The organism is Massilia consociata, from assembly GCF_042432755.1.
In the GTDB taxonomy this organism is placed as follows: domain Bacteria; phylum Pseudomonadota; class Gammaproteobacteria; order Burkholderiales; family Burkholderiaceae_D; genus Telluria; species Telluria consociata.
In genome coordinates, this window is the sequence record NZ_JBHLWP010000016.1 from 230,195 (window position 1) to 251,616 (window position 21,422).

A 21,422-nucleotide genomic window follows, 5' to 3' on the forward strand; every position below is an offset into this window, starting at 1 on the left:
GGTTTCCTTCCCTGTTGAGCAACACTCGATGCCAAATACTAGCAAAGTTGATCCAACGGCCGAATTCTGCCTTTATAATCGCGGATTTTCCGCCCGTTAATTTCGCCTTCTAACTTTCTGCTGCCCGGAGCACTACCGCATGAACTCCACGTTGATCATTTTTGTCGTGCTCTACCTGCTCGGCACGCTCGCGCTCGGGATGTGGGCGGGCACGCGGATCAAGAATACCAGCGACTTCGCCGTGGCCGGCCGCAGCCTGCCCTTGATCATGGTGATCACGACGACGTTTGCGACCTGGTTCGGCGCCGAGACCGTGATGGGCGTGCCGGCCAAGTTCGTGCAGGGCGGCCTGAACGCCATCATCGAGGACCCGTTCGGCGCCGGCATGTGCCTGATCCTGGTCGGCCTGTTCTTCGCCTCGAAGCTGTATAAGCTCAACCTGCTCACCATCGGCGACTATTACCGCCAGCGCTACGGCAAGGGCATCGAGATCTTCTGCTCGGTGGCGATCATCCTGAGCTACCTGGGCTGGGTGGCGGCGCAGATCACGGCGCTGGGCCTGGTGTTCACGGTGCTGACCGGCGGCGCGATCACGCCGGCCACGGGCATGATCATCGGCACGCTCACCGTGCTGATCTACGTGGTGGTGGGCGGCTTCCTGGCCGTGGCCATTACCGACTTCGTCCAGATGATCGTGCTGGTGGTCGGCATGGCCATCATTGCCGTCTTCGCCGCCGACCTGGCCGGCGGCGCCGACAAGGTGCTGGCGATGGCGCAGCAGGCCGACCTGTGGCGCGTGCTGCCGGAGCCGAGCTTTACCGACATCGCCTTCTTCATCGGCGCGGCCGTCACCATGATGTTCGGCTCCATCCCGCAGCAGGACGTGTTCCAGCGCGTGATGTCGGCCAAGGACGCCCCGACCGCGCGCACCGGCGCGGTGATCGGCGGCGCCAGCTACATCTTGTTCGCCTTCGTGCCGATGTTCATCGTCGCCGCGGCCGTCGTCGTGATGGGCAATTCCGCCATGGAACTCGCCCAGAACGACTACCAGCGCCTGCTGCCGACCTTCATCATGACCAAGATGCCCCTGGTCATGCAGATCCTGTTCTTCGGCGCCCTGCTGTCGGCGATCAAGAGCACCTCGTCGGCGACCCTGCTGGCGCCGTCGACCAGCTTCGTGGAGAACATCCTGCAGAACCTGAAACCCGGCATGGGCGACCGGCAGAAGCTGGCCGCGATGCGCCTGACCATCGTGATCTTCGCGGCCCTGGTGCTGACGTATGCGATCCTGATGGAAGGCACCTCGATCTACGAACTGGTGTCGGGTGCCTACCAGGTGACCCTGGTCGGCGCCTTCGTGCCGCTGCTGATGGGCCTGTACTGGAAGCGCGCCACGACGCAGGGCGCGATCGTGTCGATCGCAATGGGCGTCGCCACCTGGGTGCTGTTCTTCGAAGGCGTGACGACCTGGGGCGAGCACTTCCCGGGCCAGCTCGCCGGGCTGCTGGCGGCCTTCGCGGGCATGTTCGTGGGCTCGCTGGCGCCGCAGCTTATCAAGGATGGCGGCGAGCCGGTGAAGCATATCGTGGCAAGCGCCTGAGCTGACACTGAGCTACTAAATTGGGGGAACAATGCCAGTGGCATCGTTCCCCCCAATTTTGCCGGCGCATCACCAGCGCTTACGCCATCCACCCCTTCCCCACCACCTCTTCCAGCGTCAAATCCAGGCAGTACTGAATACGCTCCACCATCTCGTCGATCTGCGTGGTCGTGATCGACAGCGGCGGGGCCACGATCATGCGGTCGCCCACGGCGCGCATGATGACGCCGTTGTCGAACATGTGCTTCCGGCACAGCATCCCCACCGCATGCGCCGAGTCGAACGGCTCGCAGTCATGCACGGTCGCGCCCTTGCGCCGCACCAGGTTCAGCCCGGCCGCCAGGCCGCAGGTTTCGGCATGCCCGACCAGCGGATGCGCCACCAGCGAGGCGAAGCGCGCCTTCAGGTGCGGCCCGGTCTCCAGCGCCACCCGTTCCACCAGGCGTTCTGCTTGCAGGATGCGGATGTTCTCCAGCGCCGCCGCACAGGCCGACGGGTGGCCGGAGTACGTGAAACCGTGGTTGAAGTCGCCGCCCTTCTCGATGAGCTGGTGCGCCACGCGTCCGCCCACCAGCACCCCGCCCAGCGGCACGTAGCCGGAGGTGACGCCTTTTGCGAAAGCGATCAGGTCGGGGGTAAAACCCATCAGCTCGCAGCCGAACCAAGTGCCCAGCCGCCCGAAGCCGCAGATGACTTCGTCCGACACGAGCAGGATGTCGTACTTGTCGCAGATGCGCTGGACCTCGGGCCAGTAGGTCGAGGGCGGGATGATGACGCCGCCCGCGCCCTGTACCGGTTCGCCGATGAAGGCCGCCACGTTTTCCGGCCCCAGTTCCAGGATTTTCGCTTCCAGCCAGCCGGCAGCAAGCAGCCCGAATTGCGCTTCGCTCATGCCGCGGCCGCCTTCGGCGTAGTTCGGCTGGCCGATGTGATCGATGCCGGGAATCGGCAGCCCGCCCTGCGCATGCATGCCGGGCATGCCGCCCAGCGAGGCTCCGGCGAGGGTAGAGCCGTGGTAGGCGTTGCGGCGGCTGATGATCACCTGGCGCTCCGGCTGCCCGGCCAGTTGCCAGTAGCGCCGCACCATGCGCACGATGGTGTCGTTCGCCTCCGAGCCGCTGCCGGTAAAGAACACGTGCTGGAACGCGTTCGGCCCGTTCTGCGGGGCGAGGCCCGCCAGCAGCGCGGCCAGCTTCACCGCCGGCACATTGGTGGTATTGAAGAAGCTGTTATAGAACGGCAGTTGCAGCATCTGGGCGTGCACTGCGTCGGCGATGCTGGCGCGGCCGTAGCCGGCGTTCACGCACCACAGGCCGGCCATGCCGTCGATGATTTTTTTGCCTTCCGAATCCCACAGGTAGATGCCGTCGCCGCGCACGATCACCCGCGCGCCGCGCTCCCTCAGCGCGGCGTGGTCGGTGAACGGGTGCAGGAAGTGTGCCGAATCCAGCTGCTGCAGGGCCTGGGTATCAAAGCTTTCCGGCGCCTCGGGCGCGCTGATGCGCAGCGAAGCGATCTTCGTATTGGTGGTCATGGCTGGCTCCCATTGTGTGTGGACCCAACCGATCAGACGTGCAGGAGCAGGTGCTCGCGCTCCCACGGGCTGATGACGCGCATGAATTCCTGATGCTCGAGGTCCTTCACCGCAGAGTACACGTCGATGAAGCGCTCGCCCAGGATGTCGCGCAAGCGCTCTTCGCGCCGCAACAGCGTGATGGCCTCGGACAGGCCCTGCGGCAGCTCGACCGGCATGTCGTAGGCGCTGCCTTCGACCATCGCGCTCGGCTCGATCGCATCGAGCATGCCCAGGTAGCCGCAGGCCAGCGTGACGGCCAGCGCCAGGTAGGGGTTGGCGTCGGCGCCGATCACGCGGTTCTCGACGCGCCGGTCCTGCGAGCCCGACACCGGCACCCGGAAGCCCACCGTGCGGTTGTCCTGGCCCCACTGCAGGTTGATCGGCGCCGCCGTGTGGCGCACGATGCGGCGGTAGGAGTTCACGTAGGGTGCGACGATGGCCATCGCCGACGGCATGTAGCGCTGCAGGCCGCCGATGTAGTGGCGGAAGATCGGCGCCGGGGTGCCGTCCGGGTTGCTGAAGATGTTGCGGCCGGTCTCGGCGTCCACCACGCTCTGGTGCACGTGCATGGCCGAACCCGGCTCGTCCGCCATCGGCTTGGCCATGAAGGTGGCATACATCTCGTGCTTGAGCGCGGCCTCGCGCAGGGTGCGCTTGAAGTAGAAGACCTTGTCGGCCAGCCCGAGCGGGTCGCCGTGCTGGAAGTTGATCTCCATCTGGCCGGCGCCGATCTCGTGGATGAGCGTATCCACGTCGAGGTTCATCAGCTCGCAGTAGTCGTAGATGTCCTCGAACAGCGGGTCGAATTCGTTCACCGCGTCGATGCTGTACACCTGGCGGCTGGTCTCGGCGCGGCCGCTGCGCCCGACCGGCGAGGACAGCGGCAGGTTGGGGTCGATGTTCTTGGCGGTGAGGTAGAACTCCAGTTCGGGCGCCACCAGCGGCTTCCAGCCCTGCTTCGCATACAGCTTGAGCACGCGGCGCAGCACGCTGCGCGGCGCATAGTCGACCAGGGCGCCGTCGGCGAAGTAGCAGTCGTGGATCACCTGCGCGGTCGGGTCCACCGCCCACGGCACCATGGTGATGGTGGTCGGGTCGGCCCTCAGGATCATGTCGCGGTCGGTGACCGCGATGGCGCGGTTGTACGATTCGTCGCGCTCGGGGGTGTTGCCGGTGACGGTCATGCCCAGCACCACTTCGGGAATGCGCATGCCGCGGTCGTCGGCGAATTTTACGCGCGGGAGGATCTTTCCACGGGCGACGCCGGTCAGGTCGGGGACCAGGCACTCGATCTCGGTGACCCGTTTCGCGTCGAGCCACTCCTCCATGTCGGTGTAAGAAAAATTTTCGCGGATTGCCATGTTTGCCTCACTGTCTGGATTCGGAAATGCACTGCGTACGCGCACGGCACGGCCGGCGCGCTGGATGCATCAGGCAGGGAAGCTATGGGACAGCGCCGGTTGCCCACCGACGGGACGCCCATTCGGTGGATGCGCTCATGCGGTGCTCCGTCGTTTCTGGGCTTGGTAGTCGCGGCAGGCCTGGCCGAAGGCGCCGAACATCTTCATCGAATACGGATTGTGCTGGATGCGCCACTCCGGGTGCCACTGCACCGCCAGCGTGAAGCCGGGCGCGGTGGAGACCGAGAAGGCTTCGACCAGGCCATCTTCCGCTACCGCTTCGACCGTCAGGCCCGGGGCAAGTTCGTTGACACCCTGGCCGTGCAGCGAGTTCACCGGGATGGTCGGCACGCCCAGCATGCGCTCGAGGCAGCCGCCCGGCGTGAGCGTGACGTTGTGGGCGTCGCCGTACTGCTCGTCCAGGCCGAGCTCGGGATTCTCGCGGTGGTCGAACTTGCCGGCCACGGCCTGCACCGCCTGGTGCAGGCTGCCGCCGAGCGCCACATTCATCTCCTGGAAGCCGCGGCAGATCGCGATGATCGGGATGCCGCGCTTGACCGCCTCGCGGATCAGGGGCAGCGTGGTCTGGTCGCGCGCCGGGTCCTGCGGCAGCGACGGGTCGAGCACTTCCTCGGAATAGTAGCTGGGGTGGACGTTCGAGGCCGAGCCGGTCAGCATGATGCCGTCGCACAGGGCGAGCATGGTTTCAAGATCGAGCGCTTCGCCGAGCGAAGGCAGGATCATGGGCGCGCAGTCGGCCCCGAGGACGACGGCGTCGACATATTTGTGCTGCGCTGCGTGATATGGGTGTTCGCCGAAATCACGCGTGCATGCGGGGACGATGACGATGGGGCGCATGGTCTCTACCTTGTCGTGAAGCGCACGAAACCATGATACGAGCATTCTGGTCCGGGCGCGAGTGGCCAATGATTCAGATCAAACGTGGCGCGGGAAGAGCGCGCCGCTTGCCGCCAATGCGGCTGATCTGCCAAGGAACGAGGGTTCCATAGCAAAAGCTTAACGGTAACTCGAGCACCATGCCAACACGGTAAGCCCGCGCGCAAGCGAAATATTCTTTCAAGAAAGCAACATTGATGAAATATTATTTCACCATAGAAATTTATTCTCCCTGCGTCCCCGGGTGAGGCACGGCATGCCGCCGCGCCTTCCGCATTATTTGCGTGCTTGCTTGCCCGATGCCGGTTTCAAGGCAGGCTTCAGTTCGGCCAGCGCCGCTTCCAGCACCGTATCGCGGCCGCGCCGCACATCGAGCACGGTCGGCACGACCTTCACGGTCGGCTGGATGCCATGGCCGACCCAGGCGCGTCCGTCCGGATAGGTGTCGGCCTTGGTGCAGATGCGTGCCATGCCGCCGCCTGGCAGCTGCACGAACAGCGGCTGGCCGGTACTGCCGCCGGTGGCTTCGCCGATGATGGGGCCTCGCTTCATCCCCTCATAGGCCACCATGAAATCTTCCGCGGCCGAATAGGTGCCGCCGGACGTCAGGACCGCGACCGGACCGCCGAAATGGCGCTTGCCATCGGGCTGCCAGTTCTCGGGCTTTCCTTCGAAATCCGGCATCGGGCGCTTCCATGCGCGGTAGGACGGCAAGTACTGGCGCGTCGACCAGGTGCTGGTCGCGAAGGGTGCGTCGGTGAGCGTGGCCAGCACGCGGTAGCCTTCGTGCGAATTGCCGCCGCCGTTGTTGCGCACGTCGATGATGAGCGCCGCGCTGGAGGCGATCTGGTCGAAGGCGGCGAGGAAGGCGTCGGCAGCCTTGCTGTCGCCGAAACCGTTCAGCGCCACATACGTCACGTTCCCCGGCAGCTTGCGCAATTCGAACGGCGGCTTGTTACCCGCCGCCTTGCCGAAGGACTCCCAGTCGACGCGGCGCGCAGGCAGCGTGAAGGTCTTGCCGCCGGCATTGCGGAACGTGACCCGCGGCGCCTTGTCGCCCGGGCCCATCAGGAACTGGTAGCCGTACACGCGGCGCTCCAGGTCCTGCGGCGTGGACGCGCTCACGTAAGGCGCGATCTCGCGCTGCGCATAGGCCGCGACCGGCTCGCCGTCGACCTCGACGATCTCGGCGCCGGCAACGACGCCGCCGGCTTTCAACGCGGGATCGAACACCTCACGCACCAGCACCCTGCCCTCGACCAGGTGCGTGGTCAGGAGGGGACGTGTCATGGCATTGCCCAGCTCGGGGCCCGGATAGACGTTGGTATGCCCGTCCTGAAGCTTTGCGCACAGCTCCATCAGCACGAGGTAGTACTCGGCGGTGGAGGTGGTGGCGCGCACCTTCGGGATGTATTCGAGATAAAGCCTGTCCCAGTCGAGTTCCTTGAGCTTGTCGACATACACGAAGTTGTACTTCACCTCGGACCAGAACTTCGACAGCCCTGCCACCTTCTCATCCTCGCTGATGTTTTCGCGGTAGGGCGTGGCGAGCGCGGGCGAGTCGAACAGCCGGGCCTCGAAGGCTGCCTTGTCCGGGGTGGCGTCCTGCGCGAAACCTGCGCCGGACAGGGCCGCAAAGGCTGCGGCGGCGATGATGCGAAGTACCATGGAATCTCCTTGTTGTGCTTGATGGCCGGGATTCTACGGACGAGGTCTTGCCACCGGGAGCGACGTGCGACAGCCGGCAGGAAATGCGGAACAGGCTGCACGATCGGGTGTCCGCCGGCTGCCGGCGAGCTGCTCGGCAGCGTGTGGCGCGTGGCGGAGCAGATCGAGACCGGCATGGTGGGCGTAATACCGGCCTGATCCCGAACGAGATCGCGCCGTTCGGCGGCGTGAAGCAGTCGGGAATGGGGAGAGAGGGGTCGAAGTACGGGATGGACGATTATCTCGTCATGAAGTACATCTGCCTGGGTGGGATGTGAACCAAACCGGGGTGGTTCGATGCTTACTTCTTGTACTCGTAGTACTTGCGCGCATCCCCGCGCACCTGCTCCGCCGGATATTTTTCCCGGTTGAGCACCATCTTTTCCTGCACTGCCGCGAACAGGTCGACATCGAGCTTGTCGGCTAGCCGCACCAGGTAGACCAGCACGTCGGCCATTTCGTGGCGCACCTGCACCAGTTTATCCGGGCCCAGTTCCTCCGGCCGGCCGTGCTGCAGCCACTGGAAGTGTTCCAATAGCTCGGCCGCCTCGACGCTCAAGGCCGAGGCAAGGTTTTTAGGCGTGTGGAACTGGTCCCAGTCGCGCTCGTCCACGAAGGCGCGGACGATGTCGCGCAACTGCGCCAGATCACTGTCCGCGGCGCTCGTCACGTACCTGTTCCCCGTCCATGTAGCCCTGCAGCACACGCTCCAGCTTGGGCGCGATCTCTTCAAAACTGCTGACGGTGATGCCGAGGTCGCGCAGCAGGCCGTCGTGCACGCCGTACACCCAGCTGTGGATGGTCAGCGGCTGGCCGCGTTCCCAGGCGTCGCGCACGATGGTCGTCTGCGCCACGTTGATCACCTGCTCGGCCACGTTCAGTTCCACCAGGCGGTTGACCGCCGCACGGCCGGCCACGTTGCCGAGGTACTTGCCGTGCTTGTCGCGCACGTCGCGCACGTGGCCCAGCCAGTTGTCGGCCAGGCCCACGCGCGCGCCGGTCAGGGCCGCGCCCACACCGGAGCAGCCGTAGTGGCCGCAGAGGATGATGTGCTTCACCTTGAGCACGTCGATCGCGAACTGCAGCACGCTCAGGCAGTTCAGGTCGGAGTGGGCGACCACGTTGGCGATGTTCCGGTGCACGAACAGCTCGCCCGGCAGCATGCCCAGCAGTTCGTTGGCGGGCACGCGGCTGTCGGAGCAGCCGATCCACAGGTACTCCGGCGCCTGCTGGTCGGACAGCGCCTTGAAGAAGTTCGGGTCTTCGGCCACCATCGATGCGGCCCATTTGCGGTTGCGTGCGAAGAGGTCTTCGGCGGTGACGCCCGTCGTCTTGTTATCCATTGTTCTCCCTGGTTTGATGCGTGCTGAATGGGCGAAAGTATAACGTAGGGTGGTCGGCTCCGCCGACCACCCTACGCAGGGCGAAAAAAAACCGCCAACGGTTCGCACCGTCAGCGGTTTCTCGAGTGGCCTTCGTTATTCGAAGAAGTCCTTGACCTTGTCCATCCAGCCCTTGCTCTGCGGGCTGTGCTTGGAACCACCCTCGTTGGTCGAGCGTTCGAACTCGCGCAGCAGGTCTTTCTGCTTCTCGGTCAGCTTGACCGGGGTCTCGACGACCACGTGGCAGAACAGGTCGCCGGTGTAGCCCGAGCGCACGCCCTTGATGCCCTTGCCCTTGAGACGGAAGGTCTTGCCGGTCTGGGTGCCTTCCGGCACCGTGAACGACACCTTGCCGGTCAGCGTCGGCACCTCGATCTCGCCACCCAGCGCGGCCTTGGCGAACGAGATCGGCATTTCGCAATGCAGGTCGTCACCTTCGCGCTGGAACACCGGATGCGGCTTGATATGGATCTCCACATACAGGTCGCCCGCCGGTCCGCCGTTGGTGCCCGGCTCGCCGTTGCCGGTCGAGCGGATGCGCATACCGTTGTCGATGCCGGCCGGGATCTTGACTTCCAGCGTCTTGTTGCGCTTGATACGTCCGGCGCCGCCGCAGGCCGCGCACGGTTCCGGGATGACCTTGCCGCTGCCGTGGCACTTCGGGCAGGTCTGCTGGATGCTGAAGAAGCCCTGCTGCATGCGCACCTGGCCATGGCCGGCACAGGTGGTGCAGGTGACCGGCTGGGTGCCCGGCTTGGCGCCGCTGCCGTGGCAGGTGTCGCACTTGTCCCAGCTCGGCACGCGGATCGTGGTCTCGTAGCCGTGGGCCGCCTGCTCCAGCGTGATTTCGAGGTTGTAGCGCAAATCGGCGCCACGGTAGACCTGCGGGCCCGAGCTGCGGCCGCGGCCGCCGCCGCCGAAGATATCGCCGAAGATGTCGCCAAACGCGTCGCCGAAACCGCCGGCACCGAAGCCGCCCGCGCCGCCGCCCATGTTCGGGTCCACGCCGGCATGACCGTAGCGGTCGTAGGCCTCGCGCTTCTCCGGATTGGTCAGCATCTCGTAGGCTTCCTTGACCTCCTTGAACTTCTCCTCCGCTTCCTTGTTGTCGGGGTTGCGGTCCGGGTGGTATTTCATCGCAAGCTTGCGATAGGCCTTCTTGATGTCGTCTTCCGACGCATTCTTCGCGACCCCGAGGATCTCGTAAAAATCACGCTTTGCCATTGGCGGCACCTTGCTTGTTATGTCTGGTAAAACGGGTTATGCAGAAAAAGCGGCAAAAAAACCGAGCCGGGGAACCAATCGGTCGCAGCGGCTCGGCGGGTTCCGTGCTGGGGAACGGACGAGTGTAACCCAGCTCGCCCGTCCCCGGTGGGGATTACTTCGCGTCCTTCACTTCCTTGAAGTCCGCATCCACGACGTCGTCCTGCTGTGCCGAGGATTCGCCGCCGGCAGCCTGGCCGCCGGCCGCGCCGCCTGCCGCACCTGCCTGCTGTGCCTGCATGTCGGCGTACATCTTCTCGCCCAGCTTCTGTGCCGCGCTCGACAGGGCCGCAGACTTGGCGTCGATGTCCGACTTGTCGCCCGACTTCAGCGCGCCTTCCAGGTCGGTGATTGCCGCTTCGATCTTCTCCTTCTCGCCGGCGTCCAGCTTGTCGCCGTATTCGGTCAGGGACTTGCGGGTCGAGTGCACCAGCGCGTCGCCCTGGTTGCGGGCTTCGGCCAGTTCCTTGACCTTCTTGTCCTCTTCCGCGTTCAGCTCGGCATCCTTCACCATCTTCTGGATTTCTTCTTCCGACAGGCCCGAGTTGGCCTTGATGGTGATCTTGTTTTCCTTGCCGGTGGCCTTGTCCTTCGCGCCCACGTGCAGGATGCCGTTGGCGTCGATGTCGAAGGTCACTTCGATCTGCGGGGTGCCGCGCGGTGCCGGCGGGATGCCTTCGAGGTTGAACTCGCCCAGGCTCTTGTTGCCCGCTGCGATTTCACGCTCGCCCTGGTAGACCTTGATGGTCACGGCCGGCTGGTTGTCGTCGGCGGTCGAGAACACCTGCGAGAACTTGGTCGGGATCGTGGTGTTCTTGTGGATCATCTTGGTCATCACGCCGCCCAGGGTTTCGATACCCAGCGACAGCGGGGTCACGTCCAGCAGCAGCAGGTCCTTGCGGTCGCCCGACAGCACCGAACCCTGGATCGCGGCGCCGACAGCGACGGCCTCGTCCGGGTTGACGTCCTTGCGCGGATCCTTGCCGAAGAACTCCCTCACCTTTTCCTGCACCTTCGGCATGCGGGTCATGCCGCCGACCAGGATGATGTCGTCGATGTCCGACACCTTCACGCCGGCGTCCTTGATCGCCACACGGCACGGCTCGATGGTGCGGTCGACCAGTTCCTCGACCAGCGCTTCCAGCTTGGCGCGGGTGATCTTCAGGTTCAGGTGGACCGGCGCGCCGTTCGCCATCGCGATGTACGGCTCGTTGATCTCGGTCTGCTGTGCCGACGACAGTTCGATCTTCGCGCGCTCGGCCGATGCCTTGATGCGCTGCAGGGCGATCGGGTCCTTCGACAGGTCGAGGCCGTTGATCTTCTTGAACTCGTCGATGATGTAGTCGATCACGCGCTGGTCGAAGTCTTCGCCGCCCAGGAAGGTGTCGCCGTTGGTCGACAGCACTTCGAACTGCTTCTCGCCATCCACGTCGGCAATCTCGATGATCGACACGTCGAAGGTGCCGCCGCCGAGGTCATACACGGCGATCTTGCGGTCGCCCTTGTCGGTCTTGTCCAGGCCGAATGCCAGCGCAGCCGCGGTCGGCTCGTTGATGATGCGCTTGACGTCCAGGCCCGCGATGCGGCCGGCGTCCTTGGTCGCCTGGCGCTGCGAGTCGTTGAAGTAGGCCGGCACGGTGATGACCGCTTCGGTCACTTCTTCGCCGAGGTAGTCTTCGGCGGTCTTCTTCATCTTGCGCAGCACTTCCGCCGAGATCTGCGGCGGCGCCAGCTTCTTGTCGCGCACGCCGACCCATGCGTCGCCGTTGTCGGCCTGCATGATCTGGTACGGCATCAACGAGATGTCTTTCTGGACTTCCTTCTCCGCGAATTTGCGGCCGATCAGGCGCTTCACGGCGAACAGCGTGTTCTTCGGGTTGGTCACGGCCTGGCGCTTGGCCGGCGCGCCGACGAGGATCTCGCCGTCTTCCTGGTAAGCGATGATCGACGGCGTGGTGCGCGCGCCTTCAGCGTTTTCGATGACCTTCGGCTGGCCATTTTCCATGATCGCGACGCAGGAGTTGGTGGTCCCCAGGTCGATACCGATGATCTTGCCCATGTTGTTTTCCTTTGAAATAAATACTGTAGTTTCGGATGGATTCGAATATTGGGAAAAACTGCGTGCTTTCAAGGGGATACTGATCCACGCGCCGCAGCGTCCTGCTTTTTTGCTTATTTCGGCGCTGCTGCCGTCACGATGGCCGGACGCAGCAGGCGGTCGGCGATCATGTAGCCCTTTTGCAGCACGGTGACCACGGTATTGGCCTCCTGCTCCGACGGCACCACGGCCACGGCCTGGTGCTTGTTCGGGTCCAGCTTCTCGCCCGGCTGAGGCATCACCTCGACCAGTCGGTTCTTCTCGAATGCGGCGGTCAGCTGCTTGAGCGTCATCTCGACGCCTTCGCGGATCGCTTCGACCGTCTGCGTTTCCACTTTCAAGGCCATTTCCAGGCTGTCGCGCACCGGCACCATGGCCTCGGCGAAGCTTTCGATGGCGAACTTGTGGGCCTTGGTGACGTCTTCCTGGGCACGCCGGCGGATGTTTTCCGCGTCGGCCTTGGCGCGCATGAAAGCGTCATGCATTTCGGCCAGCTTGGCCTCGGTCGCGCTCAGTTGCGCTTCCAGGTCCGACTCGGCGGCCGGTGCTCCGTTTGGCGGCACGCCAGCTTGGCCAGCACTTGCCTGCGCAGCCTCGGCTGCGGCGGTGGCGTCGGCTTGCGCCTGCTGGGACACCTCTTGGTTTTCTTGGTCTTGCATCGAAAAAACTCCTAGAATCAAGGACTTGGCTGAATTGGCAACGTGTCCTGCCTGACACACAGCCCCCCAGATGGGGCGATCTCCTACATTTTCAAGGGGAATTAGTGAAGTGCCATCGAGAAAATTGGTAGGAAATCATTTGTTACAAGTCTTACTGTTTCCCTGAATCATTTCCCGCCGAAAAGTTTTAACCTTCTCGACAAGATTGCGGTAAATACCGCGCCACACGGGAACAGACATCATGAGACTACAACTGATCAGCGGCGCAGTCGTGCTCTACACCCTCGCGGTGATGGCGTGGCTGTGCTACGCGGGAATCGGCGCAACGCCCTGACGAACCGTTCATTTTAACAGGTCGGCAAGACGCCGGCCGCAGCCGGGCCTTGCGGGCGCTCAGCACGCTCGGTGTGCTCAGTGTGCTCAGTGCGCTTCGGCCCCTAGCTGCGCCGCATGCTGGGCGCCGACCTGGATGTCGCGCCGCTGCGCGGCCTTCTGGGCCGGCGTGAGGATGGTCGGCCAGCCGATCAGGTGCTGCTCGGCGATCTCGGCCAGGCCCGTGATCCAGGCCGGCGACTCGTTCAGGCAGGGGATGTAATGGTATTCCTTGCCGCCGGCCGCCTCGAAGTCATGCCGCACTTCCATGTTGATCTCTTCCAGGGTTTCCAGGCAGTCGCTGGTGAAACCGGGGCAGATCACGTCGATGCGCTGCAATCCTTCGCGTGCCAGGGCCTGCACGGTCGGGGCGGTGTAGGGCTGCAGCCACTCGGCCTTGCCGAAGCGCGACTGGAAGGTGACGATGTACTCGTCGGCGCCCATGCCCAGCGCGGCCGCCAGCAGGCGCGCCGTCTTGTGGCATTCGCAGAAATACGGGTCGCCCAGCAGCAGGGTACGCTTGGGCACGCCGTGGAAGCTCATCACCAGCTTCTGGCCGCGGCCATGGGCTTCCCAGTAGCTTTCGACCTGCTCGCGCAGCGCATTGATGTAGCCTTCATGGTCGTGATAATGCTTCACTAGGCGCAGCTCGGGGACGTTGCGCACGCGCGCGAAATGCTGGTAGACGGCGTCCCAGACCGAGGCCGTGGTGGTGCCCGAGTATTGCGGATAGGCCGGCAGCACCACGATGCGTTCGACGTGCGCTTCCTTGAGGCGGTCGAGCACCTCGGGCAGCGAGGGCGAGCCGTAGCGCATCGCCATCACCACCTTCACGCCTTCGTGGCCGCGCTCGAGCAAGGTCTTGTCGAGCAGCGCGGCCTGCTTTGCGGTATGCACCTTCAGCGGCGAGCCCTCCTTCGTCCAGATGGTGCGGTACTTCGCGGCCGACTGGCCGGAACGGAACGGCAGGATGAACAGGTGCAGGATGAACCACCAGACCCTGGCCGGGATCTCCACCACGCGCGGATCGGAAAGGAACTGCTTCAGGTAGCGGCGGACGGCCTTGCGGGTCGGCTCGTCGGGCGTGCCGAGGTTGACCAGGACGATGGCGCTGCCGGGCACGGTGCCGTGGGTGAAAGGCGGTTCTTTTCTGAATGGCATGGGCAAGGAAGGTGGAAGGGACGCCCGTATTATAGATTGGCGTCCCGGCGCCGCGCACCTGCGCGGCGTACGACAGCGGGTCAGGCGACGGGTCAGGCCGCCCCAGGTGGCCGCTCAGGTCGTCGTGTTGAGGCGCACGTCGATGTTGTTGCGGGTGGCGTTCGAGTAGGGGCAGACGATGTGGGCCTTGTCCACCAGCTCCTTCAGCTGGGCCGGGTCCATGCCGGGACCGTGGATGGTGAGGTCGACTTCGATGCCGAAGCCGGTCGGAATCGGGCCGATGCCGACGTCGCCGCTGACGGTGAGATCTTGCGGCAGCGTCACGTTCTCCTTGCTGGCCACGAACTTGAGGGCGCCGAGGAAGCAGGCCGAGTAGCCTGCTGCGAACAGCTGCTCGGGATTGGTACCGGGACCGCCGCCGCCGCCGAGTTCCTTCGGGGTGCTCAGCTGGACATTCAGCACGCCGTCGGAGCTTTTCGAGCTCCCTTCGCGGCCGCCCTGCGATGTGGCCTGGGCGCGGTACAGTACTTTGTCGATGCTCATGCGATCCTCCGTGTGATGGTTGGGCAGAGATTGTGGCAGATAGGTGGCCCTTTCAGCGCCCGGTAGGAGCGTCCAGGCACCTGGCGCCGGCCTGCCACGCAGTCTGCGTCAATCCTTCTGGAAAACCGAAGTAAGTCATCGAAAAAGTCTGGATTTACCTAAAGGAATCTCCCGGTAGAATCTTGTTCACTATCACTTTGTCAACGAGAGAAGGACATGAACGACTTCCTGGCGTCTGCCATGACACAGCTTGCAACCCTGTTCGGCGGAAACATGGGCTGGACCATCCTGGCCCTGGCCCTCATGGTACGCCTGGCCCTGTTCCCGCTCACCCTGCACCTGGCGCGCCGGATGCTGTCGAACCAGAAAAAGATCAAAGCCCTGCAGCCGCAGGTCGACGCGATCAGGGCGCGTCATGCGGCGGACCCGAAGGCGATGTTTGCGGCGATCTCGGCACTGTACAAGGAAAACGGTGCGCGCATGTTCGACCGCTCCAGCCTGCTGGGCGCGCTGGTCCAGTTACCGGTATTCGGCCTGCTGTACCGGGCCATCACGACCGCCAGCACGGGCGCCTTCCTGTGGATGAGGAACCTGGCCTCGCCCGACGTCGTGCTGACCGGCATCGTGCTGCTGCTGACCGCCATTGCGACCTATTACTCGCCGTCGATGGCGGCCGACATGGCGATGGTCATGATGATCGTGCAGGTCGCGGTGACCGCCTTCATCCTGTGGAAGGTGGCGGCAGGCGTCGGCCTGTATTGGGCGGTGTCGGCGTGTGCAAGTATCGTGCAGAACGTCGTGCTGCATGTCGAGGAACGTCGCCTCGCACGCATCACGCCCGCCTGAACCGCAGCATGGGCCGGCGGGGGCGGAACCATGGGCCGGTATCGCCGGCGTCGCTGCCGGCCGCGAACCAGGCTACTCGAGCGTCCACCTGTACGTCAGTTCAGCCCAGCCGCGAACCGGGCTACCGTTCTGCGTTGCAGCCTTGAACCGGCATTTGGCAAGTCCAACGCGGGCGGCTTCGTCCAGGTCGGGGTGTCCGCTGCTGCGCTTGACCTTCGCCTCCAGCACGCTGCTGTCGGCATCGACCTCGAAAGCGAGAACTACCGCACCCTGGCGCTTTTCCTGCAGGGCCGCTTCGGGCCAGGCCGGTTTCTGGGGGCAGCTGCCGAACACGATGGCCGCTGGCGTGGCGGCGTTGTCGGCGAGCGCCACGGATGGGGCCATGCAACCGGCAAAGGTTGCCAGGATCGTCGGCATCAGGGACAAGCTTGAAAGACGGCGCATCATCGCATTTCCTGTTTTAAAAGTGGAAATGCATTATCGAGACTATTAGACAAAATTGTCTAACCGCACGGCATGATGTGGGCCGGTTCGTAAGGGCCGAAAGGCGACATGACTGGCATTGCGCCGCGGCCTGCCCTTACGACGCCAGCAACTCCCGTGCATGCTTGCGCGTCGTCTCGGTAATCTCGATCCCGCCCAGCATGCGCGCCACCTCTTCCACGCGCGCCCGGTTGTCGAGCACGTCGATGCGCGAGACCGTGCGGCCCTCGCCGGTCGTGCCCTTGGCCACCTGGAAGTGCTGGTTGGCCTGGCTCGCCACCTGCGGCAGGTGGGTCACGCACAGCACCTGGCGCTGCTGCCCGAGGCGCCTCAGGAGGCGCCCCACCACCTCGGCCACGCCGCCGCCGATGCCGGTGTCGACTTCGTCGAAGATCAGGGTCGGCGTGGTGGTGGCGTGGGCGGTGATGACGGCGATCGCCAGCGAGATGCGCGCCAGTTCGCCGCCCGAGGCCACCTTGGCCAGCGGCCGCGGCGCCACGCCAGCGTGGCCGGCCACCAGGAACTCGACCTGCTCCAGCCCGTGCGCGCCCGGCTCGCCTTCGTTCAGGGCCACGGCGAAGCTGCCGCCGCTCATGCTCAGTTCCTGCATCGCGCTCGTGACGCCCTTGCCCAGCTCGACGGCTGCCGCGGCGCGCCGCCTCGAGAGCTTCCTGGCCACGTCCAGGTAGGCCGCCTTCGCCTTTTCTTCCTGCTTGCGCAGGCCTTCGATGTCGCTGGCATCGCTCAGCTGCTTCAGCCGGGCCGCCAGCGTGGCGTGCTCCTCGTGCAGCTCCTCGGGCGTGACGTGGTACTTGCGCGCGGCGCTGTGCAGCGCTTCCATGCGCGCGTCGACTTCGCGCAGGCGGGCCGGGTCGAGCTCGACCTTGTCGATGTAGTTGTTCAGGGCGTACACCGCTTCCTGCAGCTGGATGCGGGCCGGCTCCATGCAGTCGAGCACCGCCTGCAGTTCCGCGTCCACGCTCACCAGCTTGCCCAGCTTCGTGTTCAGCGAAGACAGCTGCGACAGGATCGGCTGGTCGGCCTCGGAAATGGCCTGCAGCGCTTCCTGGGCGCCTTCGAGCAGGCTGGCCGCGTGCGACAGGCGGCTGTGCTCGTTGCTGATCTCGGTCCATTCGCCGGCCTTCGGCGCCAGCTTGTCGAGCTCGCTCACCTGCCACTCCAGGCGTTCGCGCTCGAGCAGCACGTTGCGCGCGTCGTTCTCGAATTCCTCGCGCTGGCGCACCAGTGCCTTCCAGGCCTTGTAGGCAAGCGCCACGGCCTGCACTTCCTCGAGGGCGGCAGGATCGCGCACGGCGATCTGGTTGTCGAGCAGCGCGCGCTGGGCGTCGAGCTTGAGCAGCGACTGGTGCGCGTGCTGGCCGTGGATGTCCACCAGCATGTCGCCCAGCTCGCGCAGCTGGGCGGCGGTGGCGCTGATGCCGTTGATGTAGGCTTTCGAACGGCCGGCATTGTCGATCACGCGGCGCAGCAGCGCGCCGCCTTCGTCGCTGCTGAACTCGTTCTGCGCGAGCCAGGCGCCGGCTGCCTCGGTCACCGCGAAATCGGCGGTGATGTCGGCCTTGGCCGCGCCTTCGCGCACCATGCTCGCGTCGCCGCGCCCGCCCAGCGCCAGTTGCAGCGCATCGATCAGGATCGACTTGCCGGCGCCGGTCTCGCCGGTGAACACCGTGAAGCCGTTCGAGAACTCGAGCTCGATGGCGTCGACAATGACGAAATCACGGATGGTAAGTGTGCGCAGCATGAAAAATCGGGTCTCCTGTCGTGGCTGTTGTTTGCTTGCCTTGGCTGACGTTGCCTAGGTAAGCTTGCCTTCGTTGGTCGGGTATTCGTTCCAGTGCAGCTTTTCGCGCAGCGTATGGTAATAGCTCCAGCCGCGCGGATGCAGGAAGGTGATCGTGTGCGGCGAACGCGAGATGACGATGCAGTCGCCCAGCTGCAGGCTGGTGAAGGTCTGCATGTCGAAATTGACGCTGATGTCGCGCCCGGCCACCAGTTCGACGACGATCTCGCTCGATTCCGGCACCACGATCGGCCGGTTCGACAGCGCGTGCGGCGCGATCGGCACCAGCACGATGCCCTGCAGGCGCGGGTGCAGCAGCGGGCCGCCGGCCGACAGCGCATAGGCGGTCGAGCCGGTGGGCGTCGAGACGATCAGGCCGTCGGCGCGCTGGTTGTACATGAATTCGCCGTCCACGTTAAGCTTGAGCTCGACCATGCCGGCGCCGGTGCCGCGCGCCACCACCACGTCGTTGAAGGCGACGCTGCAGAAGATCTCGACGCCGTCGCGCATCACGCGCGCCGCCAGCAGCGTGCGCTCCTCGGCTTGCGCCTTGCCCTGCAGGATTTCGTCCAGCGCCGGAACCATGCTGTCGAGCGGAATGTCGGTAATGAAACCGAGGCGGCCCGAGTTGATGCCGATGAGCGGAATATCGTATTTGGCGAGCTGGCGCGCGATGCCGAGCATGGTGCCGTCGCCGCCCATGACGACGGCGTAGCTGGCGCGTTCGCCGATCTCGGCCACGCTCAATGCCTCGATGCCGCCGACGCCCACCTCGCCCAGGTAAGCGGCGGTGTCGGCTTCGAACACGACGCGGTAGCCGGCCCCGGACAGGAAATCGACGAGGCGCCGGACGGGCTCCTCGATGCCGGCGGTGTTCTGCCGCACCACGAGCGCGATGATGGGTTGCGTTTGGGGCGTCACAGGCATGGTATCGGACGTATGGGTGAGGAGGATGGAGATTAACCGATTATCCCTGCGGTTGCTACAGATGGGCCCTGCGCGCGCTCAGCAATTACTGTACAAATAAACAGTATAACGGCGAGGCGCACCGGGCCGCAAGGTTCAGCTCACCCGCACCAGGCTGCTTGCCATGATCTGCCGCGTTCAGGCGCATCGGGTGCGGTGCTCACTGAGGTTCCAATAGTTAACCCAACCGCAATGTTAATAGTTTAATTGCAAAAAAGCATTAACTATGACGGGGGAGCCAATTGCGCGACTGCTTCGGCGAGGCACGGTTAGGATTCCATCAACAGCTTCATGCGAGGAGAACGAGATGGTTACCGAAACCAAAGACCGCTTCGTGAACACGAAGGCACCGATCGAAGAAGGCGACAACGTCAAGCGCCAGCCGCACGAGCGCGACGAGAGCCCGGATGCGCAGGACCAGGAACCGCGTGGCGTCATCGCGCAAGCCGCCGAAGACCTGGCCCAGGGCCTGGTCAACACCGACATGTACGGCACCAATGGCGAAGGCGACATCGACCGGGCGGTCGAGCCGGCGCCGGACGCGACCGGGCAAGCCAATCCCCAGCCCGACGCCCACCGTTCCATGCGCCGGCACGACACGACCAATGACGAGTCGGACAAAAACAACCTGTAAGGAAAGACCATGACCATCAAACGCAACGGCAGCGCCGTCTGGAGCGGCGGCCTGAAGGACGGCAAGGGTGCGGTCTCGACCGCCAGCGGCGTGCTCAAGGAAGCGCAGTACGGTTTCAATACCCGCTTCGAGGACGGCCCCGGCACCAACCCGGAAGAGCTGATCGGCGCGGCCCATGCCGGCTGCTTCACGATGGCCCTGTCCGGCCAGCTGGGCCAGGCCGGCCTGACGGCACAGGAGCTGCGCACCACGGCAACCGTCTCGATGGAAAAGGTCGAGGGCGGCTTCTCGATCACCGCCGTGCACCTCGACCTGGTGGCGAAGATCCCGGGCGCCAGCCAGGAAGCCTTCGACAAGGCGGCCAACACCGCCAAGGAAAACTGCCCGGTCTCGAAGCTGCTCAACGCCGACATCACGATGAGCTCGCGCCTGGAGAACTGAGGCGCTTTTCGTAGGGTGGGCGGCTCCAACGCCGCCCACCAGTTCACTATGCGGATGCACAGCCGCTTCGCGTTGGGTACTGCCCTGCAAGATCAGGCGCCAGCGCATAGAATGACCGCTTTCCGTTTCACCAGAAGGACACTCAATGCGCATCCTGCACACCATGCTCCGGGTCGGCGACCTGCAGCGCTCCATCGATTTCTACACCAACGTGCTCGGCATGAAACTGCTGCGCACCAGCGACAACCCCGAATACAAGTACAAGCTGGCCTTCCTCGGCTATGGCAGCAACCCGGACCACGCCGAACTCGAGCTGACCTACAACTACGGCGTCGACAGCTACGACATGGGCACGGCCTACGGCCACATCGCCCTCTCCACCGAAGACATCTACGCGACCTGCGACCAGGTGCGCACCCTTGGGGGCAACATCACCCGCGAGCCGGGCCCGGTCAAGGGCGGCAGCACCGTGATCGCCTTCATCACCGACCCGGACGGCTACAAGGTCGAGCTCATCGAGCGCAAGGACGATGCGGCCGGCGCCGGGCTGAGCAGCTGATCCCCTCCCCTCCGGCAGACTTCGCCAGGCGCTGCTAGAATCGATGCGCCTGGATTGCCAGGCAACAATCAATACGTCTTCGGGGCGGGGTGCAATTCCCCACCGGCGGTATGACCCTGCAAGGGGTCGAGCCCGCGAGCGCCTGCGTGAGCAGGGTCAGCAGACCTGGTGAGAAGCCAGGGCCGACGGTATAGTCCGGATGAAAGAAGATGTGCGCTGCCACGCGCTTTTCCTGCCATTGCTCCCGCAATAGCAGGGAGGGCGTGCGTATCCGCTTTGCCCTGATGCGTTTTTCGCCAACTTTTGCGAGGAGCGTCTCACATGTTCGTCACCACACCTTATTCCCTCCACAGCACCGACCTGGAAGGCCGCATCGCCGCCGCCCTGGATGCCATGCGTCTTGGCCTTCCCGTCATCCTGCTCGACGATTTCGACCGCGAGAACGAGGCCGACCTGATCGTCGCTGCCGAAAAACTCAGCGTCGAGACGATGGCCCTGTTGATTCGCGAGTGCAGCGGCATCGTGTGCCTGTGCCTATCCGCCGACAAGGTGCGCGCGCTCGAGCTGCCGCCGATGGCGGCCGACAACGGCAGCCGCTACGGCACGCCGTTCACGGTCTCGATCGAGGCGCGCCATGGCGTCACCACCGGCGTCTCGGCGGCCGACCGCGTCACCACGATCCGCGCGGCGATCGCGCCGGATGCCAAACCGGAAGACCTGGTGCGGCCGGGCCACGTGTTCCCGCTGCGCGCCACGCCGGGCGGCGTGCTGGCGCGCGCCGGTCATACCGAAGGTTCGGTCGACCTGGCGATCATGGCCGGGCTGCAGCCGGCTGCGGTGTTGTGCGAGCTGATGAACCCCGACGGGACGATGATGCGCGGGGAGCAGATCGAGCAGTTCGCCGCCTTGCACGGCTTCCCGATCCTGACGATTGCGGAGATGATTGCGTGGCGTCGCCGCTAACGCAGGAGAGTGGGGTGCGCAGGGTGGCCGGCGGAGCCCGCCACCCTGCGAAAAACATGGCGACCAGCCGC

20 protein-coding genes, 1 pseudogene and 1 riboswitch are annotated in these 21,422 nt (G+C 64.7%); of the genes and pseudogenes, 7 read left to right on the top strand and 14 right to left on the bottom strand.

The window, feature by feature from the left end; genetic code table 11:
* Nucleotides 1-139 precede the first annotated feature (139 nt).
* Complete coding sequence (locus tag ACFFJK_RS18200; RefSeq protein ID WP_379681001.1) at nucleotides 140-1,600, top strand: high affinity choline transporter 1; 1,461 nt, start codon at nucleotides 140-142, stop codon at nucleotides 1,598-1,600.
* Nucleotides 1,601-1,679: 79 nt separating this feature from the next.
* On the opposite strand, the gene ACFFJK_RS18205 is transcribed toward ACFFJK_RS18200, so the two are convergent.
* The 4 genes from ACFFJK_RS18205 to ACFFJK_RS18220 form a co-directional block, all read right to left on the bottom strand.
* Nucleotides 1,680-3,134, bottom strand: a complete 1,455-nt coding sequence (locus ACFFJK_RS18205; RefSeq protein ID WP_379681002.1) for an aspartate aminotransferase family protein — start codon at nucleotides 3,132-3,134, stop codon at nucleotides 1,680-1,682.
* 32 nt (nucleotides 3,135-3,166) lie between these two features.
* On the bottom strand, nucleotides 3,167-4,537 hold the full coding sequence (locus tag ACFFJK_RS18210; RefSeq protein ID WP_379681003.1) for a glutamine synthetase family protein: 1,371 nt from the start codon (nucleotides 4,535-4,537) through the stop codon (nucleotides 3,167-3,169).
* Between the two features lie 135 nt (nucleotides 4,538-4,672).
* Complete coding sequence (locus ACFFJK_RS18215; protein WP_379681004.1) at nucleotides 4,673-5,434, bottom strand: gamma-glutamyl-gamma-aminobutyrate hydrolase family protein; 762 nt, start codon at nucleotides 5,432-5,434, stop codon at nucleotides 4,673-4,675.
* A 315-nt stretch (nucleotides 5,435-5,749) separates the two neighbouring features.
* Entirely contained in the window at nucleotides 5,750-7,141 is a 1,392-nt protein-coding gene (locus ACFFJK_RS18220) for a S41 family peptidase (RefSeq protein ID WP_379681005.1), read from the bottom strand.
* Nucleotides 7,142-7,273: 132 nt separating this feature from the next.
* Between ACFFJK_RS18220 and ACFFJK_RS18225 the strand changes: the two are divergent.
* Nucleotides 7,274-7,458 (top strand): annotated as a pseudogene (locus ACFFJK_RS18225) (aldehyde dehydrogenase family protein); the annotation flags it as partial.
* Nucleotides 7,459-7,481: 23 nt separating this feature from the next.
* Here ACFFJK_RS18225 and ACFFJK_RS18230 read toward each other — a convergent pair.
* From ACFFJK_RS18230 to ACFFJK_RS18260, 7 genes are all read right to left on the bottom strand, one after another.
* On the bottom strand, nucleotides 7,482-7,850 hold the full coding sequence (locus ACFFJK_RS18230) for a nucleotide pyrophosphohydrolase (protein WP_379681006.1): 369 nt from the start codon (nucleotides 7,848-7,850) through the stop codon (nucleotides 7,482-7,484).
* Nucleotides 7,828-8,523: a carbonate dehydratase gene (can, locus tag ACFFJK_RS18235; RefSeq protein ID WP_379681007.1), complete on the bottom strand. Its 696-nt coding sequence runs from the start codon at nucleotides 8,521-8,523 to the stop codon at nucleotides 7,828-7,830. The genes ACFFJK_RS18230 and can overlap by 23 nt, the downstream gene beginning before the upstream one ends.
* Nucleotides 8,524-8,658: 135 nt before the next feature.
* Entirely contained in the window at nucleotides 8,659-9,786 is a 1,128-nt protein-coding gene (gene dnaJ, locus ACFFJK_RS18240) for a molecular chaperone DnaJ (RefSeq protein ID WP_379681009.1), read from the bottom strand.
* A gap of 154 nt (nucleotides 9,787-9,940) precedes the next feature.
* Entirely contained in the window at nucleotides 9,941-11,884 is a 1,944-nt protein-coding gene (dnaK, locus tag ACFFJK_RS18245) for a molecular chaperone DnaK (protein WP_379681011.1), read from the bottom strand.
* A gap of 113 nt (nucleotides 11,885-11,997) precedes the next feature.
* Complete coding sequence (gene grpE / locus ACFFJK_RS18250) at nucleotides 11,998-12,582, bottom strand: nucleotide exchange factor GrpE (RefSeq protein ID WP_379681013.1); 585 nt, start codon at nucleotides 12,580-12,582, stop codon at nucleotides 11,998-12,000.
* 420 nt (nucleotides 12,583-13,002) lie between these two features.
* The gene (hemH, locus tag ACFFJK_RS18255; protein ID WP_379681014.1) at nucleotides 13,003-14,115 is read right to left on the bottom strand and encodes a ferrochelatase; all 1,113 of its coding nucleotides are present in this window, start codon (nucleotides 14,113-14,115) and stop codon (nucleotides 13,003-13,005) included.
* Nucleotides 14,116-14,229: 114 nt separating this feature from the next.
* Complete coding sequence (locus ACFFJK_RS18260; RefSeq protein ID WP_379681016.1) at nucleotides 14,230-14,658, bottom strand: organic hydroperoxide resistance protein; 429 nt, start codon at nucleotides 14,656-14,658, stop codon at nucleotides 14,230-14,232.
* Between the two features lie 240 nt (nucleotides 14,659-14,898).
* On the opposite strand from ACFFJK_RS18260, the gene ACFFJK_RS18265 reads away from it, so the two are divergent.
* A complete protein-coding gene (locus tag ACFFJK_RS18265; RefSeq protein WP_379681018.1) occupies nucleotides 14,899-15,504 on the top strand; it encodes a YidC/Oxa1 family membrane protein insertase in 606 nt (201 codons plus the stop codon).
* 72 nt (nucleotides 15,505-15,576) lie between these two features.
* Here ACFFJK_RS18265 and ACFFJK_RS18270 read toward each other — a convergent pair whose 3' ends face one another.
* The 3 genes from ACFFJK_RS18270 to ACFFJK_RS18280 form a co-directional block, all read right to left on the bottom strand.
* Nucleotides 15,577-15,951, bottom strand: coding sequence for an energy transducer TonB (locus tag ACFFJK_RS18270; protein WP_379681019.1), 375 nt, complete (start codon nucleotides 15,949-15,951; stop codon nucleotides 15,577-15,579).
* Nucleotides 15,952-16,084: 133 nt separating this feature from the next.
* Complete coding sequence (gene recN, locus ACFFJK_RS18275) at nucleotides 16,085-17,749, bottom strand: DNA repair protein RecN (RefSeq protein WP_379681020.1); 1,665 nt, start codon at nucleotides 17,747-17,749, stop codon at nucleotides 16,085-16,087.
* Nucleotides 17,750-17,803: 54 nt separating this feature from the next.
* Nucleotides 17,804-18,715: an NAD kinase gene (locus tag ACFFJK_RS18280; RefSeq protein WP_379681022.1), complete on the bottom strand. Its 912-nt coding sequence runs from the start codon at nucleotides 18,713-18,715 to the stop codon at nucleotides 17,804-17,806.
* 346 nt (nucleotides 18,716-19,061) lie between these two features.
* On the opposite strand from ACFFJK_RS18280, the gene ACFFJK_RS18285 reads away from it, so the two are divergent.
* The 4 genes from ACFFJK_RS18285 to ribB all read left to right on the top strand — a co-directional run bounded on the left by ACFFJK_RS18285 (nucleotide 19,062) and on the right by ribB (nucleotide 21,351).
* Nucleotides 19,062-19,388, top strand: a complete 327-nt coding sequence (locus tag ACFFJK_RS18285) for a hypothetical protein (protein ID WP_379681023.1) — start codon at nucleotides 19,062-19,064, stop codon at nucleotides 19,386-19,388.
* Between the two features lie 9 nt (nucleotides 19,389-19,397).
* A complete protein-coding gene (locus tag ACFFJK_RS18290; protein WP_379681024.1) occupies nucleotides 19,398-19,829 on the top strand; it encodes an OsmC family protein in 432 nt (143 codons plus the stop codon).
* A 145-nt stretch (nucleotides 19,830-19,974) separates the two neighbouring features.
* On the top strand, nucleotides 19,975-20,388 hold the full coding sequence (gene gloA, locus ACFFJK_RS18295) for a lactoylglutathione lyase (RefSeq protein ID WP_379681025.1): 414 nt from the start codon (nucleotides 19,975-19,977) through the stop codon (nucleotides 20,386-20,388).
* A 71-nt stretch (nucleotides 20,389-20,459) separates the two neighbouring features.
* Nucleotides 20,460-20,603, top strand: a riboswitch (FMN riboswitch).
* Nucleotides 20,604-20,709: 106 nt separating this feature from the next.
* Nucleotides 20,710-21,351, top strand: a complete 642-nt coding sequence (gene ribB, locus ACFFJK_RS18300) for a 3,4-dihydroxy-2-butanone-4-phosphate synthase (RefSeq protein WP_379681026.1) — start codon at nucleotides 20,710-20,712, stop codon at nucleotides 21,349-21,351.
* The last annotated feature ends 71 nt before the right edge of the window (nucleotides 21,352-21,422 follow it).